Annotated in this window: 15 protein-coding genes; 7 read left to right on the top strand and 8 right to left on the bottom strand. The window is 57.8% G+C overall.

Annotated features, from left to right (window positions below; translation table 11 throughout):
- Positions 1–95: 95 nt before the first annotated feature.
- Entirely contained in the window at positions 96–722 is a 627-nt protein-coding gene (locus ABLN94_RS04905; RefSeq protein ID WP_170422646.1) for a J domain-containing protein, read from the top strand.
- A gap of 8 nt (positions 723–730) precedes the next feature.
- Here the strand turns inward: ABLN94_RS04905 and ABLN94_RS04900 are convergent, their stop codons facing one another.
- Positions 731–1,618: a Hint domain-containing protein gene (locus ABLN94_RS04900; RefSeq protein WP_352989828.1), complete on the bottom strand. Its 888-nt coding sequence runs from the start codon at positions 1,616–1,618 to the stop codon at positions 731–733.
- Positions 1,619–2,017: 399 nt separating this feature from the next.
- Here ABLN94_RS04900 and ABLN94_RS04895 point away from each other — a divergent pair, with 399 nt between their 5' ends.
- The 6 genes from ABLN94_RS04895 to ABLN94_RS04870 all read left to right on the top strand — a co-directional run bounded on the left by ABLN94_RS04895 (position 2,018) and on the right by ABLN94_RS04870 (position 8,009).
- Positions 2,018–2,179 (top strand): hypothetical protein, encoded by a 162-nt coding sequence (locus ABLN94_RS04895; protein ID WP_352989826.1) that lies wholly within the window; start codon positions 2,018–2,020, stop codon positions 2,177–2,179.
- A gap of 128 nt (positions 2,180–2,307) precedes the next feature.
- On the top strand, positions 2,308–2,517 hold the full coding sequence (locus tag ABLN94_RS04890) for a methyltransferase family protein (protein ID WP_352989823.1): 210 nt from the start codon (positions 2,308–2,310) through the stop codon (positions 2,515–2,517).
- A 191-nt stretch (positions 2,518–2,708) separates the two neighbouring features.
- Complete coding sequence (cobS, locus tag ABLN94_RS04885) at positions 2,709–3,695, top strand: cobaltochelatase subunit CobS (RefSeq protein ID WP_170489780.1); 987 nt, start codon at positions 2,709–2,711, stop codon at positions 3,693–3,695.
- Between the two features lie 180 nt (positions 3,696–3,875).
- Positions 3,876–5,753: a cobaltochelatase subunit CobT gene (gene cobT / locus ABLN94_RS04880; RefSeq protein ID WP_352989821.1), complete on the top strand. Its 1,878-nt coding sequence runs from the start codon at positions 3,876–3,878 to the stop codon at positions 5,751–5,753.
- Positions 5,754–5,826: 73 nt separating this feature from the next.
- The gene (locus ABLN94_RS04875) at positions 5,827–7,608 is read left to right on the top strand and encodes an aminopeptidase P family protein (protein WP_352989819.1); all 1,782 of its coding nucleotides are present in this window, start codon (positions 5,827–5,829) and stop codon (positions 7,606–7,608) included.
- A 59-nt stretch (positions 7,609–7,667) separates the two neighbouring features.
- Entirely contained in the window at positions 7,668–8,009 is a 342-nt protein-coding gene (locus ABLN94_RS04870; RefSeq protein ID WP_170489789.1) for a DUF427 domain-containing protein, read from the top strand.
- A gap of 157 nt (positions 8,010–8,166) precedes the next feature.
- On the opposite strand, the gene ABLN94_RS04865 is transcribed toward ABLN94_RS04870, so the two are convergent.
- The 7 genes from ABLN94_RS04865 to ftsA all read right to left on the bottom strand — a co-directional run bounded on the left by ABLN94_RS04865 (position 8,167) and on the right by ftsA (position 17,443).
- Positions 8,167–9,852, bottom strand: coding sequence for a chloride channel protein (locus tag ABLN94_RS04865; protein ID WP_352989815.1), 1,686 nt, complete (start codon positions 9,850–9,852; stop codon positions 8,167–8,169).
- A 100-nt stretch (positions 9,853–9,952) separates the two neighbouring features.
- Positions 9,953–11,602, bottom strand: coding sequence for a DNA repair protein RecN (gene recN, locus ABLN94_RS04860; RefSeq protein WP_352989812.1), 1,650 nt, complete (start codon positions 11,600–11,602; stop codon positions 9,953–9,955).
- 35 nt (positions 11,603–11,637) lie between these two features.
- A complete protein-coding gene (locus ABLN94_RS04855; RefSeq protein ID WP_352989810.1) occupies positions 11,638–12,480 on the bottom strand; it encodes an outer membrane protein assembly factor BamD in 843 nt (280 codons plus the stop codon).
- Positions 12,481–12,607: 127 nt separating this feature from the next.
- Positions 12,608–13,528 (bottom strand): UDP-3-O-acyl-N-acetylglucosamine deacetylase, encoded by a 921-nt coding sequence (gene lpxC, locus ABLN94_RS04850; RefSeq protein WP_352989807.1) that lies wholly within the window; start codon positions 13,526–13,528, stop codon positions 12,608–12,610.
- A 213-nt stretch (positions 13,529–13,741) separates the two neighbouring features.
- Positions 13,742–15,358 carry a cell division protein FtsZ gene (ftsZ, locus tag ABLN94_RS04845; RefSeq protein WP_352989804.1) on the bottom strand — a complete coding sequence of 539 codons (1,617 nt, stop codon included), beginning with the start codon at positions 15,356–15,358 and terminating at the stop codon, positions 13,742–13,744.
- Between the two features lie 347 nt (positions 15,359–15,705).
- Positions 15,706–16,122, bottom strand: a complete 417-nt coding sequence (locus tag ABLN94_RS04840; RefSeq protein WP_352989803.1) for a hypothetical protein — start codon at positions 16,120–16,122, stop codon at positions 15,706–15,708.
- Positions 16,109–17,443, bottom strand: coding sequence for a cell division protein FtsA (gene ftsA, locus ABLN94_RS04835; protein WP_170490351.1), 1,335 nt, complete (start codon positions 17,441–17,443; stop codon positions 16,109–16,111). The genes ABLN94_RS04840 and ftsA overlap by 14 nt, the downstream gene beginning before the upstream one ends.
- Between the last annotated feature and the right edge of the window lie 6 nt (positions 17,444–17,449).

Genomic DNA, 17,449 nt, shown 5'->3' with positions numbered 1-17,449 from the left:
GGTAAAAATTTTACCGCCTCCCCTCTTCTACTTTCGGCTGCTTAGACTAAACTGCTGCCTCCGAGTCGAAAAGATGTGTTCGTAAGGATCAGAGCATGACGAAATCAGACCCCTTTGGATTCGATATGTCCGTTTCCAGCGCCAAGAAAAAGAACCCGCGCGGGCGTCGGGGTATGTCCGGCGCGTCTGAAACCTCGACGCGTATCTGCGATCACGAGGGATGCAACGAACCCGGCAAGTTCCGTGCACCCAAAGCACCTGATGTACTGGACGACTTTTTCTGGTTCTGCCAGCAGCACGTCCGCGAATACAACAACAAGTGGAACTTCTTCGACGGCACCACCGAAGCCGAGCTGAACGCGCAGCGCTCCAAGGACAAAGTGTGGGAGCGAGAGACCAAACCCATGGGCGACCCCGAGGCGCGCGCCTGGGCTCGCTTGGGCATCGAGGACCCGCATCAGGTGCTTGGTGCGAACAGCACACAGAACAAGGGCCGCACCTCTGGCGGCGGCGGTCGTCGCCTGCCCCCCACCGAGCGCCGCGCGATTGAGATTCTGGAGGCCAACGACAGCTGGACCAAAGCCGAGGTGCGCAAGGCCTACAAGAAGCTGATCAAGGTCTTGCACCCGGACATGAACGGCGGCGACCGCTCGCAGGAAGAGCAGTTGCAAGAGGTCGTCTGGGCCTGGGATCAGATCAAGGACAGCCGGAACTTTAAATAAACTCCGCGCTACTCTGAGAACATGCCCCTTAGCGCTTGCGCTTCGGGGCGTTTCAGGCAGCGTAGTCTGGTTCTCTGTGTTGCCACTCCTTCGGTCAATTCCGGAAAAAGCGCGCGGAGTTCATCTAGGTCTTTCTTACCAAAAGAACTTGAGACCCTGTCACCAAGATACAGACTCTCACTACGCAATCCATGTGAGGTCAGAATGGTGTGTCGTTCACAAGCTATATGAAAGTAGGTCACAGGGCCATCAACCTGAATCTGGCGAATTGTATCATCATTGACCAGATGGATCGCGGCAGAGAAGACCATCGGCTCGCCGAACAGCAACTCGGCCCGCCATCCTTCAATTACGATCCGATGCTGCGGCGACACGTACAGATCACGGTCAGGCAAGCCTTTGCCCAGTGCGTTGCGCTTGATGAGTACAGGCCGGAACTTTGGTTGGAGGCGCAAAGTCTGCGCGCTGAGTGTTCGTTTCCCGATCCACATTATCGGCAGTGTTTGGCCATTGGACACGCAAACCCTGTCGCCAACTGACAATTCTTCGACCGGTCGCGGGCCTGCCTCAGTTTCGATCAGAGTACCGGCTACAAAACACGGTGGACTATCCGGGTTGAGATCGCCCTCGGTAATTTTCCAGTTGCCTGTAGACATCGAGCCTGTTGGGTTGTCGGTATCCCAAGCGTAAATTTGTCCATTGACCTGAATGAACTCCCCGGATTCTCCCGAACCATCCCTGAAACCTTGCCCAAGGTAGGTATAGGTCTGAAACGTAAGGCCTCCGTCAAACGAGATCGTGTCTCCATCAACAATTGCCGCCTGAGTCGTGTCCTGAACGACCAAGTTGCCCGGACCGGTTGTGTGCACGGTATGGAGAAGAACATCAAACGCCATCGAACGCGCCCTCTTTACGAACTGATGTCAGAAAAGGCGCGCCAATTTGCACGAACGGGGCGAACATGCCTCCACGGCTGGTTCTTTTACTCATTAACTCTCGCACAAAAAATTCCCAGTCAGACCCGTTTCGGGCAGCCTACAAAACTTCAAATTAACCCAAATTTAACATTTTGGTTTTCTCATCTAACAACTCAAAAAAATTTTGCTCGTAACGCGCTTAAGATTACTTTGACCGCGCTCGTTCTGCAGCTGTTCACTAAATTTGTTACAAATACCCGTTACGGCTTGTCACATGGGCCAAACCATTGCCCCATATCAGATAGTAACCTGCCCCGAGCGGAACGCGATATGTAACACGCCATTTACCCTGTACACGCGATTGCTTTGTTATCAGCCATGAGCACAGCCCTGTTGCTGAGCACCTATCTAACTCTGAACCTGCGCCTGCCCCAACTATGCCTGTGGCCCAGCGCCCACAGTTGGCGGCATCACACGGCCTTTGGTCAATTCCGGCTGTTTTGCGGGGCCACGGTTGTCTTCGCGCTGTCCGCGGTTTGAATGAACGGCTGGAGCCACTGGATGCGGTATGCAATCGGCATGCCGGTCATGCTTTTTTCTTTTGGGATAATCGTTTCCCTGGCATCGACAACACCTATTGTGAAAGCGATGGGCTGATAGCAAGTGGGATGAACGCCTATTCGCGCAACCCGCAATGCGTAACCTCGGTTCTCGCCGCGATAGGGTTGGGCATTGCGAGTGGATCGTTGGTAACGTTGGGCCTCGCTGCGACCCTCTTCGTGACTTACTTCCTATTTGTTCTCAACGAGGAACGCTGGCTGTTGCAGGCTATGGCCGGATGCTTCAAGACTACATGCAATCCACCCCATGCTTTTTGATGAACGAAGCCTGATACGGGTACGCGATGCGCTTCTTGACTGATCAGAGCGCGCGCCGATAAGGCCAGTTTCAAAGAAAGACTTGCCGACTTTATGGCGCGGGCGGCTTTCCCTTGCCCTTGCCCGCAATATGTTGCACCACACACGGGTTCAGACCCGGCAATACGGGCCAAAGGATAAGGACAAGACGAATGGCTGACGGATCGATTGATATCAACGCAAAACCCACCGAAGAGATCTCGGTCCGTGACGTGTTCGGTATTGATACCGACATGAGCGTCAAAGGCTTTGCTGAAGCCAGTGATCGCGTGCCGGCCATCGACCACACCTACAAGTTTGACCCTGAAACCACGTTGGCGATTCTGGCAGGCTTTGCCCATAACCGCCGCGTAATGATTCAGGGTTATCACGGCACTGGTAAGTCGACCCATATTGAACAGGTCGCGGCCCGTCTGAACTGGCCCGCTGTACGTGTGAACCTGGATAGCCACATCAGCCGGATCGACCTGATCGGTAAGGATGCAATCAAACTGCGTGACGGCAAGCAGGTGACCGAGTTCCACGAAGGCATCCTGCCCTGGGCTCTGCGCAACCCTGTCGCTATTGTATTCGACGAGTACGACGCGGGCCGCGCCGACGTGATGTTCGTGATTCAGCGCGTGCTGGAGCACGACGGCAAGCTCACCCTGCTGGACCAGAATGAGATCATCACGCCAAACCCGAACTTCCGCCTGTTTGCGACCGCCAACACCGTCGGTCTGGGCGACACCACCGGCCTCTATCACGGCACGCAGCAGATCAACCAAGCGCAGATGGACCGCTGGTCGCTGGTGTCGACGCTGAACTACCTCAGCCATGACGCCGAGACGATGATCGTGCTGTCAAAGGCACCGCACTATAACACCGAAAAGGGCCGCAAAACCGTCAGCCAAATGGTCACCGTAGCCGATCTGACCCGAACCGCCTTCATGAACGGCGATCTGTCCACCGTGATGAGCCCGCGGACCGTGATCAACTGGGCCCAGAACGCCGAGATCTTCCGCGATGTCGGCTATGCCTTCCGCCTGTCCTTCCTGAACAAATGTGACGAGTTGGAACGCCAGACCGTGGCCGAGTTCTATCAGCGTTGCTTTGATGAGGAACTGCCGGAAAGCGCGGCAAGCGCAAGTTTGGGGTGAAAAATCTCTTTGTCATAGCTTCCAGTTGGGTCGCTCTTGATTCAATTTGGCTTTTTGACAAAGTAGATTGGAAGAAGACATCACCGGCGGACATGACAGCGTCTCAATATGTCCACCTGACACGGCTGCGCTGGGAGTACCTTACACTCTTTATTGCAGCAATGATCTGGAGCACGTTCATTGTCTAAACCAAACGACAACCCCGCTGATCCGTTCAAGAAAGCTTTGGCCGAAGCCACCAAAGTGATGGCCGATGATCCCGAACTGAACGTTTCCTACACAGTCGATCCGTCGGGCTTGTCGGGCGAGTCCATGCGGTTGCCTCAGGTTTCGCGTCGGATGACACGAGAAGAGGTTCTGCTGGCCCGTGGCACGGCTGATGCCCTTGCTTTGCAACGCAAGTACCATGATGACGCGACACATGCGCGCTATGCTCCTCCGGGCGATATGGCGCGCGATTTGTATGAAGCGATGGAAGTAGCCCGGTGCGAAGCGATGGGCGCGCGGGATATGCCCGGCACAGCCTCGAATATCGACGTCAAGATCGGGCACGAGGCGCTGCGACGTGGGTATGACCAGTGCAAACAGCCAGCAGATGCACCTCTGTCGGTTGCTGCGGGCTTTTTGATCCGTCATCTGGCGACAGGGCGCGATTTGCCGCCTGCGGCAGAGAACATCATGAACCTTTGGCGTGGGTTTATCGAAGAACAGGCTGGCGGAACGCTGGAGAACCTCGACGAAATCCTCTCGGATCAGGCAGAATTCGCCAAGTTTGCGCGCCAGATGATCAAGGATCTGGGCTATGGCGATCAGCTGGGCGATGACCCAGATGAGCTTGACGACGAGCAGGAAGATCAGGCTGAAGAAAACGCCGAAGAGCAGCAGGATCCCGACAGCACCGGTCAGGACGATCAGGACGAACAGGACGCCGACGCGACACCTGAGCAAACTCAGGAAGAGCAGCAGGATCAGTCTCAGGCTCAGGTTTCAATGGACGATATGTCCGAAGAAGAGCTGACGGATGAGGCCGAGATGCCGGATGGCGAGGCCCCGATGGAACCGCCTGCCCCGCCGCCGGCCTCTGAAGCCGACCCGGATTACAAGGTTTACCTGAACAGTTTCGACGAAGAGATCGCGGCCGAAGACTTGGCGGAAGCCGCCGAACTGGAACGGCTGCGCGCCTATCTGGATCAACAGCTGGATCAATTGAAGGGTGCCGTCAGCCGCCTCGCCAACAAACTGCAACGCCGATTGCAGGCACAACAGAACCGCAGCTGGGAGTTCGACCGTGAGGAAGGAATTCTGGATGCTGGCCGTTTGGCTCGTGTTGTCGCAAACCCGACCACTCCGCTGAGCTTCAAGGTCGAGAAAGACACCGAGTTCCGCGATACGGTGGTGACCCTTCTGCTGGACAACTCCGGGTCGATGCGCGGGCGCCCGATCTCGATTGCAGCGGTCTGCGCCGATGTTCTGGCGCGGACGCTGGAACGCTGCAATGTGAAGGTTGAGATTTTGGGCTTTACCACGCGGGCGTGGAAAGGTGGTCAAGCGCGTGAGGCTTGGTTGAATGACGGCCGCCCGCAACAGCCGGGGCGCCTGAACGATCTGCGCCACATCATCTATAAGGGCGCGGATGCGCCATGGCGGCGGGCGCGGGCCAATCTGGGCCTGATGATGAAAGAGGGGTTGCTGAAGGAAAACATCGACGGTGAGGCACTGGAATGGGCGCACCGCAGGATGCTGGCGCGGCGCGAGCAGCGCAAGATCCTGATGGTGATTTCTGATGGCGCGCCAGTCGATGACTCAACGCTCAGCGTCAACCCAGCGAACTATCTGGAAAAACATCTTCGCGATGTGATTGCGATGGTGGAAAAGCGCAAGATGGTGGAACTGTTGGCCATTGGTATCGGCCACGATGTGACCCGTTACTACGACCGCGCGGTGACGATCACCGATGTCGAACAGTTGGCTGGCGCGATGACCGAGCAACTGGCAGCTCTATTCGACAGTGACCCCCGTGCGCGGGCGCGGGTGATGGGGATGAAAAAGGCCAGCTAAAGCTGGCCTTGCCTCCGGCGGGAGTATTTTCCAAAAGATGAAGGGGTGAAGCCCCACTTGGGAGAGGTATGTGATGTTTCAGTCCTTTGAGGTGACGGCGCGCCCGGAACAGGGTCCACCAAGGCTGGCTGCTCTGCGGGGCGTCATGGCAAGAGAAGGACTGGATGGTTTCCTGATCCCTCGCGCGGATGCCCATCAGGGTGAATACGTGGCACCTCGGGATGAGCGGTTGGCATGGTTGACGGGATTTACCGGCTCGGCAGGTTTTTGTGCGGTATTGACTGATGTGGCCGGTGTGTTCGTTGATGGACGCTATCGAACACAGGTCAAGGCTCAGGTCGCGACCGAATTTACTCCCGTACCGTGGCCCGAAATCAGCCTGAGCACTTGGCTGAATGAACAACTGCCTGACGGCGGCAAGATCGGCTTTGACCCTTGGTTGCACGCTGCAAGTCAGATCACGAGCGCACAAAAAGACCTCGCGGACAGCAGTATCCAGTTGGTGCGCTGCGAAAACCTTGTGGATCGGGTATGGGAGGATCAGCCAGCCCCTCCGATGAACCCGGTCAAGTCGCATCCGATTGAATTTGCAGGTGAAACTGCGGACAGCAAGATTTCGCGCCTAGCCGAAGGTCTACGCGAGGCAGGGTGTTCAGCAGCCGTGATTACCCTGCCGGATTCGATCATGTGGCTGCTGAACATTCGTGGCTCGGACATAGGGTACAACCCGGTGGCGCATGGGTTTGCCATTCTGCACGCCGACGGCCGAATCGATTTGTTCATGGCCAAGGAAAAGCTGACCGTGAACTTGGGAAATCAGGTTTCTCTGTACGAACCGGAGTCTTTTCTAGACGCTGTCGCGGCGCTGGAGGGGAAAGTTCAGGTCGATCTTGGAATACTGCCCCAGGCGGTTGCGGATGTGCTTTCGGGTCGGATGGTCGATGGCGGGGACCCTTGCGCTCTGCCCAAGGCCTGTAAGAACCAAGCAGAAATCGCTGGCAGCGCCGAGGCGCATCTGCGAGACGCCGTAGCAGTCGTGGAAACGCTCTGCTGGCTGGATGCACAAGCCCCTGGCACCCTGACTGAGACGCGGGTGGTCACCCGGCTTGAAGAGAACCGCCGCAAGGATAACGCGCTGCAGGATATCTCATTCGACACCATCGCTGGCACTGGCCCGAACGGCGCGATCATGCATTACCGCGTGACCGAAGAGACCGACAGCATCCTGGAAGATGGGCACATTTTGGTCCTGGACAGCGGCGGACAGTATCTGGACGGCACCACTGACATTACGCGTACCATTGCCATCGGCGACGTGGGGGATGAGGAAAAAGCCTGTTTCACCCGGGTTTTGAAGGGCATGATCAACATGTCCATGCTGCGCTGGCCGGTCGGGTTGGCTGGGCGTGACATCGAAGGAGTAGCGCGGGCACCGCTTTGGGCCGCGGGGCAGGATTTCAACCACGGCGTCGGGCACGGTGTTGGCGCATACCTAAGCGTTCACGAAGGCCCCCAGCGCCTTTCCAAAACCAGTCATGTGCCCTTACAGCCCGGCATGATCCTGTCCAACGAACCGGGATATTACCGCGAGGGTGCCTTTGGCATCCGCATCGAGAACCTCGTGGTTGTACAAGAGGCCCCTGCCCTGCCGGGTGGTGACGACGAACGCGCCATGCTGAACTGGCGCACGCTGACCTCTGTTCCGATTGATCGGCGCCTGATCGTGGTCGAGATGCTCACGTCGGCAGAACGTGATTGGTTGAATAACTACCATCGCGACGTTACGGAAAAAATCAGGCCAAGGCTGGGCGATGACGCACAACTGTGGTTGGATGCCGCAACCGCTCCGATCTGACACCGATCTGTTACATATACCGGGCAGAGGAGAGGCCCAAAGAAGACGAGGTAAGAAAAATGACTGAGATCACGATCCGCAAGGCTCCGGGTAAATGGAGCGTCCGTTCAGGCGGCGCCGTACTGGGCGAAAGCAATGACGCGCTGGAGCTGGCCGAGGGCGATCTGCCCCCCGTGATCTATTTCCCCCGTTCAGACATTGCCATGGCATTTCTGGACTCAAGCGACAAGGTCACCCATTGCCCTCATAAAGGGGACGCTACGCACTTCTCGATCGTCAATAAGTCGTCGGTGACTGAAAACGCTGCGTGGAGCTACGAAAATCCGGTCGCCGCTATGGCCGAGATCAAAGGCTATGTGGCGTTCTATCCAGTGGAGTCGGTTAAGGTCGAGCAAATCTAGACCCTTGCCTCAACCGACATTGATTTTCTGACAACCGTTGTACCGAAGGTTCTTAGCCGCGGCGGCGATTAGGTGTGCAGCCCGAGCGGTGAAAGAGGGTCTACAATTTGCCGCCGCAAGCTTCAAAAATGAGATTTGTCGGGCAGCGCCGTAAAAGCTAGGAATGCTCCTCAGCCGCCGTCGCTGCCAGCGCTCGGTTATACGCTTTGAGCGCATCAATGTGATATAAAGCACCGACAGGATTTTCATTGCCTTCGCCATCGATCACCACGACCGGGATGCACGGTATCTCATCATGATCGAAATAGGGCATCGCGGCCTCCAGCGTGGCGCTGGCCTGCACGCAGAGGCCTTGTTCGATCAGTTCATTTGCCTGCTCTCTTGTGATCGACCGCGCATCTCCGATGGGCCGCATCACTGCCCCGGCGCGCAACATCGCGAGCAAGTAAGCCTGCGGACCTGCTGCCAGATGCACATTGCGTCGTTCCAGCTGAGTCAGGAAGAAAGACCGATCCACCAGGCGCGAGGACAGCGCCGTGGACATTGAAACAGAGACCATCACCGCGATACCGATCTGCCAATCTCCGGTCAGTTCGAAAACGATCATGGTGGTGGAGATCGGTGCGCCCAAGACGGCGGCGGCCACAGCGCCCATACCGGCAAAGGCATAGAGCGTATGCGTGCCCGACACATCCGGCAGCAGTCCGGTAGCGATGAGGCCGAAAGCCAACCCGGTCAACGCTCCGATCATCAGCGAGGGCGAAAACACCCCGCCACCCATGCGACCTCCCATGGTAATGGCAAGGGCCACTGTCTTGATCACTGCAAACAGAATTGCAACGGTTAGCGTAAGGTCGCCTGCCAAGGCGCGGGTGGTCGTTTCATACCCCACGCCGATGATGTGCGGGAACCAGATCGCCAGCAGGCCCAGCATCGCCCCGGACACTGCCGGACGCAACCAGCGTGGTAGGGACAATCGGTTTTGGATATGGGAACCAATATCCTCGGCAAAGAAAATCGAACGCATCAGCAGCAGAGAGACTAGCCCGCATATCAGGCCGAGGATCAGAAACGCAGGAAGTTCGACATAGAATTGCAGTGACCCAGGGGTTTCCAGAACGAATTCGGTCACATCGCCATATTCCAGCCGGTTGATCACCGTCCCCGCGACCGAAGCGATGACGATGGGGGCAAAGGCGTGCACGGCAAAGTGGCGCAACACGACCTCAAGCGCGAACAGTGCGCCCGCGATGGGTGAGTTGAAGCTGGCCGACACAGCCGCCGCCACGGCACACCCCAATAGATCGCGTCCCGTAATACCATCCGCATGGATACGTTCGCTGACCCAGGTCGAGATTACACCGGCCATATGCACCACCGGGCCCTCTCGCCCACTCGATCCACCAGTGCTGAGTGTGATCAGCGAAGCGAAGAACGAGGCAATCCCTGCCTTCCCCTCGACCCGGCCATTTGTCAGCGCGGCACCTTCGATCACGTCCGCAACTGAGCGTACACGCCCGTCATCGGTAAATTTGTGCAAGATGATGCCAACGACGAGGCCACCAATTATCGGTGTTATCAGGATCAGGAACCACGGCAGTTTCTCAGCGTGGCTGTGCAGCAGCAGGATGTCATCAGTATCGTAGACATAAGCTTGCAGCGCGCTGATCGCCTTGCGAAACCCCAGCGCCATGAAGCCCGCCGCGATTCCGATGGCCAGCGCAATGAACCAAAATTGAATCTGGCTGGGTCCACGCCGCAACATCACCCGCCACGCATCCTTCATCGCGGCCAGAGCCTGATTGAGTTGGTTGCGCAAAACGGTGCGGGTCGATTGGGTCATTGGCCCTCGGGGATCAATACATAACCCTTAGTAAGCCACGGAGCGCCCTTATAAAAGTGGGATCGCGACGGATTGCGAACTGGAAAGCGGCAGAATGGCGTCAGGCATCCAACAGGGCCCGGGCGGCGGCACGGGCTTCGTCGGTGATTGTGTCACCGGCGACCATGCGTGCGATTTCGTCCACCCGGTCGGGATCGGCCAGCGGAATCACCGTCGACAGCGTCTGCCCGTCACTCACCTGTTTCTGCACCCTCCAGTGGTGCGCTGCACGAGCAGCGACCTGCGGTGAATGCGTGACCACCAGAACCTGTCCGCCCTGCGCCAGCGACGCGAGACGGCGACCCACCGCATCGGCAGTGGCTCCACCGACGCCCCGGTCGATCTCGTCGAAAATCATGGTACGAGCGCTATCGTCACCGGTCAGACAGACCTTGAGCGCCAGCAGGAAGCGGCTTAGCTCGCCGCCCGAGGCGATCTTGTTCAGCGGCCCGGACGGCGCACCCGGATTGGTAGCAACGGTGAAAGCAACCGCATCCTTGCCTTCTGGGCCAGCATCTGAGGCAGTGATTTCAGTCTGAAACACCGCACGTTCCATTTTCAGCGGTGCGAGTTCGGCCATTACGGCCGCGTCCAGTTGTCCGGCCGCCTGCTGGCGCGCGGCGCTGAGTTCAGCGGCGGCCTTATCATAAGCAAACTGAGCGGCGTCAACCGCTGCACGTTGGTCAGCCAGGTCGGCGTCTCCCGCGTCCAACCGGTTCAGACGGTCGCGCAGCGTGTCGGCAAATGCCCCAAGATCGTCCGGGGCCACATCATGCTTGCGTGCCAACGCGCGAATGGCGAACAGGCGCTCTTCAGCCGCCTCAAGCTCTGCCGGGTTAAAATCCAGCGCCTGAAGGCACGCATTCACACCGTCCTGCGCCTCACCTAATTCGATCAAAGCACGACCGAGCGCGGCGATCGGACTCTCAAGTTGCCCACCTGCATTTTCAGAGACACCTTCCAGCCAACGCACGGCATCGGACATTGCGCCTTCGGCCCCCTCGCCACCCAGCAACTCAAAGGCGCGCGCTACATCATCACGGATGCGTTCTGCCCCTTGCATCATCCGACGGCGGGCGTCGAGTTCCGCGTCCTCACCCGGCTGTGGGTCCAGCTTGTCAAGTTCGGCTACGGCATGACGCAGGAATTCCTCCTCGGCCCGCATCGCCGCAAGAGTTGCCTCGGTCTCGGCCAGAGCCTTGCGCACGCGGGACATTTCGGCCCATGCAGCACGCACGGTGGCAATGTGCTCCCCCGCCCCAGCATAGTCATCCAGCATGGCACGGTGGCCGCGCGGATTTAGCAATCCGCGATCATCGTGCTGGCCGTGTAATTCGATTAGCGTCTCGGACAGAGCTCGCAGCACCTCGCCGGAACAGCGGCGGTCATTCACCCAAGCCGTTTTGCGCCCTTCAGCCGTGTTTATCCGACGCAGGATCAGTTCCTCGCCACCGGGCAGACCGGCCTCCGCCAGAACCGCGTGGGCGGGGTGATCGGGATCCAGTTCAAACTCGGCGACTACCTCACCCTGCGCTGCCCCCTGGCGGACCAGTTCAGCCCGCCCACGCCAGCCCAGTACAAAACCCAGTGAATCCAGCAGGATCGACTTGCCCGCGCCGGTTTCGCCGGTCAACGCATTCAAGCCCGGCTGAAACGTCAATTCCAGCCGGTCAATAATCAGCATGTCGCGAATATCAAGGGCACGCAGCATCGGGTCTTAGCGTCCCACGCCTTTAGTCATGGCGATTACAACCATTCACCTTTGACCGTCTGGCGGTAGATCTGGCTGAGCCAGTTATTGCCCCGACTCTTAAGCTCCAACCCACGTGAGGTCAGCAGCTTATAACCCGCGTCGTACCACTCGGACGATTGGTAGTTATAGCCGAGAATGGCACCAGCCGACTGCGCTTCATCCACCAACCCCAGAGACAGATAGGCCTCGATCAGACGATAGAGCGCCTCAGCCGTGTGCGAGGTGGTCTGGAAATCCTCAACCACTACGCGGAAGCGGTTGATGGCCGCAGTGTAATGGTCCTGACGCAAGTAATAACGGCCGATCTCCATCTCTTTTCCGGCCAGATGGTCAAACGCAAGATCGAACTTCAGCACAGCCGAGGTCGCGTATTCACTGTCGGGATAGACCTCAATGACCGTGCGCAGCGATTGTAGCGCCTGAAAAGTCAGACCCTGGTCGCGTCCGACCTCATCAATCTGGTCATAATAGCTGAGTGCAAGAAGATATTGCGCATAAGCCGCGTCTTCATCCGTCGGATAGAAGTCGATATAGCGCTGTGCAGCAGCCCGGCTTTCCTCGTAATTCTTGTCTGTGTGATACGAGAACGCTTGCATGATCAGCGCCCGTTTCGCCCAATCGGAATAGGGATACAGACGCTCGACCTCTGAGAAGTACCACGCTGCATCGTCCGAGCGATTCTGCGACAGCTCGTATTCACCGCGCGTGTAAATCTGTTCGGGGGTGAACCCTTCCAGGTTCTGATCGCGGTCTGCGCCTTTGTCGCCGCATGCCGTCAAAACTGCTGCCAGAAGAATCGCGCCTGCGAATCTGACTGCCGCTTTGGTGCCAACCATTCCGCCTATCCTTGTCGTCTTGCTTAGCGGGGCAAACCCCGGATTGGCCCTTGGTCTAGCATATATAATTCCGGGGCAAAACGCCTTAGTAAGCCCACTAGCGGAATTGTCGGCCGAGTTGATCTACTTAAGCAACTTCGGGGATTTCGTTCCAGACAAGACCCTGCCCCGGCAACCGCGCAGCCATTTCGGGGGTGCACAGAACCGGACGCACAGCGCCGGGTGTTTCAAACAGCTTACGCAGCAGCGTGTTGGTCATCGCGTGGCCCGATTTATCACCGGTGAAATGACCAAGAATAGGACCACCTGCCAAATACAGGTCACCCAAGGCATCCAACATTTTGTGACGAACAGCTTCATCCGCATGGCGGAACCCGCCCGGAGTCAAAACTTCGTCGCCTTGAACAACAACCGCGTTTTCCAACGTGCCACCCAAGGCCAAACCGTTTTCGCGCATCGCTTCAACATCGGTGCGACGGCAGAACGTGCGGCAATCGCTGAGTTCACGCGCGAACGAGCCATTGCGCATATCCAGAGTCTTGGTCTGCGTCCCGATGGCGCCGTCATCAAAGTCGATATGGAAGTCGATGATTAGCCCATCCGCTGGTGCGATTGACGCTCTGGCCCCCTCGCGCGAGGCAGTCACAGGCTTAAGCACTTCAAACGCCAGAACCGGGCTGGCCTGGCGGCGCACACCCTTTGCCATAATACCACGCACAAAATCGATCGAGGAGCCGTCCATGATCGGAACTTCAGGGCCGTCGATCTCGATCAGCGCGTTGTGCACGCCGCATCCTGCAAGGGCGGCCATGATATGCTCGACAGTCGACACCGATACGTTTGCATCATTCACCAGACGGGTGCAAAGCGGGGTGCGCTCCACAACATCATAGATCGCGGGGATCAACGCATTGCCCAGCTCGATATCCGTCCGTTTGAACCAGATGCCGTGACCGGCAGCTGCCGGTTTCAGGATCATTGTCGCAGGCTTACCGCTGTGCAGCCCGACGCCTTTAAACGTGATCGGAGATTTGAGCGTATGTTGCAAGGTGAACCTCGGTGAGTGGTGTCCGGCCTATACGGTCCGTGTTGGACACTCAGTTAAGGAAGCAAGCGTCAAGGCTCAACTCACTCTTTGCAACTGAATGAAACATGAATGTAACAGATCGGCAAAAGCCTGCTTACAATCAGTTAAAGCCAAGTAATTAAAAAGAAAAGGGTCGCCAGATGGCGACCCTAAATCGCTAATTTGTTACCGCGATCAGTTAGCCTGACGGCGCAGGAAGGCGGGAATTTCGATCCGATCCTGCTCAGGGTCAGCCTCATCATGCGCAGGTGCCGTAGCGTCAGCTTGGCGCATTGGAGGCTGCTGACGAACCGGCTGAGCCGGAGTATCGGCGGCATGACCGGTCATGCGATCAATCAGGCGGTTAAAGCCGAAACGTGGGCGATCCTGCGCATCAGCATGCGGAGTAGGAGCCGGCTGCGGAGCCTGCGGACGGGGCGCGGTATGGCCACGTTCGGACGCAGGAACGTTCTGTACAGCTGCTTGCAGTCGCTGAAGCGCCTCCGGTGACGGCGTACCCGCGGCAGACTGAGGTTGCGGCGCAACAAAGCTTTCCGGAGCAGGCTCGACAGGCTCGGGTGTAGGCTCAAACTCGGCGACGCGCGGCTGATAGGCTGGCGGTGGCAGGCCATCGTCATCCTGTTCAACTTGTCGTTGGAATTGCGCCGGTTCTTCTGCTGTTTCGAACAGCGAGGGCTCACGATTTTCCTCGATCTGGGAGGGCGGTGAAACCTCTTCAGCCGCGACAGCGGGGGTCTCATCCTGCTGCGGCTCTTCTGCGGAAACGGTGCGTGTCAGCGGAGCCGACATGGTGCGGCGCGCAACAGGGACATCTTCGCTCTTTTCGCTGGCATCGATTCCTGTGGCAACAACCGAAACGCGCATACCACCTTCCATTGCGGTATCCAGCGTCGAGCCTACGATGATGTTGGCTTCGGGGTCCACTTCCTCACGGATGCGATTGGCGGCCTCGTCCAGTTCGAACAAGGTCAGATCGTGCGAGCCGGTGATGTTGATCAGCACGCCCTTTGCACCCTTGAGGCTGATTTCGTCCAGCAGCGGGTTGGCAATGGCCTTCTCGGCCGCCTGAACTGCACGGTCTTCACCAGTGGCCTCGCCAGTGCCCATCATCGCCTTGCCCATCTCGTCCATCACGGCCCGAACGTCAGCAAAGTCGAGGTTGATCAGGCCAGGACGAACCATCAGGTCAGTCACACCCTTAACGCCCTGATACAGAACGTCATCCGCCATCGAGAACGCCTCGGTGAAGGTGGTTTTTTCGTTCGCCAGACGGAACAGGTTCTGGTTCGGAATGATGATCAGCGTGTCGACAACTTTTTGAAGCGCATCAACACCGTCTTCGGCCTGACGCATCCGCTTGGCACCTTCAAACTGGAAGGGCTTGGTCACGACGCCGACGGTCAGCACACCCAGCTCACGGGCGGCTTGCGCGATGATCGGAGCCGCACCGGTACCGGTGCCACCACCCATACCGGCGGTGATGAAACACATATGCGCGCCAGCCAGGTGATCGACAATCTGTTCGATGCTTTCTTCGGCAGCTGCGGCACCAACGGTCGGACGGGCCCCTGCCCCCAGACCTTCGGTGACTTTCACGCCCAGCTGCACCCGCGCCGAGGACTGGCTTTGCTGCAGTGCCTGCGCGTCTGTGTTGGCGACCACGAAATCGACGCCGTCCAGCTGTTTCTCAATCATGTTGTTGACAGCGTTGCCGCCTGCACCGCCAACGCCAAATACTGTAATCCGAGGCTTCAGTTCGTCGTGCCCGGGCATCGAAAGATTCAATGTCATGCTCTGTCCGCCTGTTTTATTGACCCGCCAAAGCGGTGTTTTTCTTACCTATCCGCCTACAATCCTACCGCTCGAAACCTAAAAGGTCACGCCAAAAATGGTCAGATTCCACAAAATATGGAGGAATTAAGGCAGTCGTTACCAGTATTTTGCATTGATAGCGACATGTTGCGGAAAGAACTCAATCCACCACAATTGGTGCGACGCATGTGCCGCAGCTGACATGCTTGTCACTTGAGGATTCTACAGTTTTAAAATGCGGAAAACTGCTCAGGTCCTGCCGCAAGGCCTCTGACGGGCCTTGTGGATATCTTGATGGAAACTGCAGCCAGCTGCAACCCATTTCTTTAGCTAATTGGGGCACTTGGGCAGTTTAAACCGTCTTCGGTGATGCTTCGAACTTCCTGAATTTCACGCCGATTGAAACTGGCTAATCGTACCATCAGTCGACCTTCGTGCTCGAAGGTCCACCAGCATACTGGTACGCCATCCGGATCATCGTCGTACAAAAAGCAGATTTGACCGTCCGGAGTTGTGATCTGACCATAAACGCAACCTCGCCCCTCCATCCGCCAGACCGAGAGCGTCGGGCTAAGAAATTCCTCAGTGCCTACGAGAAGCCCGCTGGGATAGTCATGAAACATGACCGTCTTGCCCTGAACGGCATCGAGAAAGGCTTCGGGCGTAATTCGGGTTTGGGCATCAACGGCAAATGGGGCGAAGACGGTAATCGCCCCAAGCCCTATCTCCTTACCAATTGTCACGGAACCAGCGCATCGCACGCTTGAAAGGCCGCGCGGCGTAGGTGTCGACCGGGATTTCGAAATCCCACCATTCGTCCTGCGGATGCGCCGCGAACAAGCTGAGACCGACCGCGGACGAGAAACCAGGCCCGGTCGCAGATTGCGGCAGGCCATGCACGCGCAGCGGGCGACCCAGACGGACGCGTTGACCTAGAATGCGGGTAGCAAGGCCATCCAGCCCCATGATCTGACTACCGCCTCCGGTCAGCACGATCTGCTGGCTGGGCATATGCTCAAACCCCGCAGCATCCAGGCGGACGCGTACTTCTTCCAGAATCTCTTCGACGCGGGGGCGCATGATACCGATCAATTCGGCGCGGCTAACGGTGCGGCGGTCGTGTTCCCAATCGCCGGTATCGCCACCGATATCAATCAGATCGCGATCGTCCGCACCGGTTGCGTGAACCCCACCGTTGAAGGTCTTGATCCGTTCAGCCACCGAGGCCGGAACGCCCAGCCCCATCGAGATATCGGCGGTCACGTGATCGCCGCCCATTCGCACACAGTCGGCGTAGATCATGTGTTTCTTCATGAAGATCGAGACGCTGGTGGTACCACCACCCATATCAATACAGGCCGCGCCCAGTTCCTGCTCATCCTCGACCAGTGCGGAAATCCCCGACACGTATGCCGAGTTCGCAATCCCTGCCAGTTCCAGATCGCAGCGCTTGATGCAGCGCACGATGTTTTGGATCGCCACCGCATCGACAGTCAGCATATGCATATCCACGGCGAGGCTCTGCCCCATCTGCCCGCGCGGATCGATAAGACCCGAGCGGTTATCCAATGCAAAGTTCACCGGCTGGGCGTGCAAAACTTCGCGACCCACTCCGTAATCGGGCACATCGCAAGCGTTCAGGACACGGCCGACTTCGGCCTCGGTGACCTCTTGTCCATCAAGATCGACTTGCGCATCCAACCCATATGAACGTGGGTTCGCCCCCGAAAAGCAAGCAATTACGTGATCGACCCGAATATCTGCCATCTTCTGCGCAGCTTGCAGAGCGGTGCGAATGGCTCGTTCGGTTTCCTGCATGGCGGTAACTTCACCAAACTGTACGCCGCGAGACCGCGTAGTGGCCGCACCAATGACCCGAAACCCGGTCTGACCAGCCAGCGATCCGATACTGTTATCCTCGCTCAGCCGATCTGTACCATCGAACCGCAGCACAAGGCAGGCAATCTTGGAACTGCCCACATCAAGAATAGCGACGACACCGCGTTGCATCGCCTGTCTGCGCATCTGCCGCATGGCCCGTTGGGACTGATAAAGATCGGTCATCATGGT

This window comes from Ruegeria sp. SCP11, assembly GCF_040329455.1.
GTDB classification, from domain to species: domain Bacteria; phylum Pseudomonadota; class Alphaproteobacteria; order Rhodobacterales; family Rhodobacteraceae; genus Ruegeria; species Ruegeria atlantica_E.
Note: the sequence above shows the minus strand (reverse complement) of the source record. Positions and strands in the feature narration are given on the sequence as shown.

Coding starts and splice junctions, on each gene's coding strand:
- ABLN94_RS04905 (WP_170422646.1), top strand. CDS start 96: ATGACGAAATCAGACCCCTTTGGATTCGATATGTCCGTTTCCAGCGCC.
- ABLN94_RS04900 (WP_352989828.1), bottom strand. CDS start 1,618: ATGGCGTTTGATGTTCTTCTCCATACCGTGCACACAACCGGTCCGGGC.
- ABLN94_RS04895 (WP_352989826.1), top strand. CDS start 2,018: ATGAGCACAGCCCTGTTGCTGAGCACCTATCTAACTCTGAACCTGCGC.
- ABLN94_RS04890 (WP_352989823.1), top strand. CDS start 2,308: ATGAACGCCTATTCGCGCAACCCGCAATGCGTAACCTCGGTTCTCGCC.
- cobS (WP_170489780.1), top strand. CDS start 2,709: ATGGCTGACGGATCGATTGATATCAACGCAAAACCCACCGAAGAGATC.
- ABLN94_RS04875 (WP_352989819.1), top strand. CDS start 5,827: ATGTTTCAGTCCTTTGAGGTGACGGCGCGCCCGGAACAGGGTCCACCA.
- ABLN94_RS04870 (WP_170489789.1), top strand. CDS start 7,668: ATGACTGAGATCACGATCCGCAAGGCTCCGGGTAAATGGAGCGTCCGT.
- ABLN94_RS04865 (WP_352989815.1), bottom strand. CDS start 9,852: ATGACCCAATCGACCCGCACCGTTTTGCGCAACCAACTCAATCAGGCT.
- recN (WP_352989812.1), bottom strand. CDS start 11,602: ATGCTGCGTGCCCTTGATATTCGCGACATGCTGATTATTGACCGGCTG.
- ABLN94_RS04855 (WP_352989810.1), bottom strand. CDS start 12,480: ATGGTTGGCACCAAAGCGGCAGTCAGATTCGCAGGCGCGATTCTTCTG.
- ftsZ (WP_352989804.1), bottom strand. CDS start 15,358: ATGACATTGAATCTTTCGATGCCCGGGCACGACGAACTGAAGCCTCGG.
- ftsA (WP_170490351.1), bottom strand. CDS start 17,443: ATGACCGATCTTTATCAGTCCCAACGGGCCATGCGGCAGATGCGCAGA.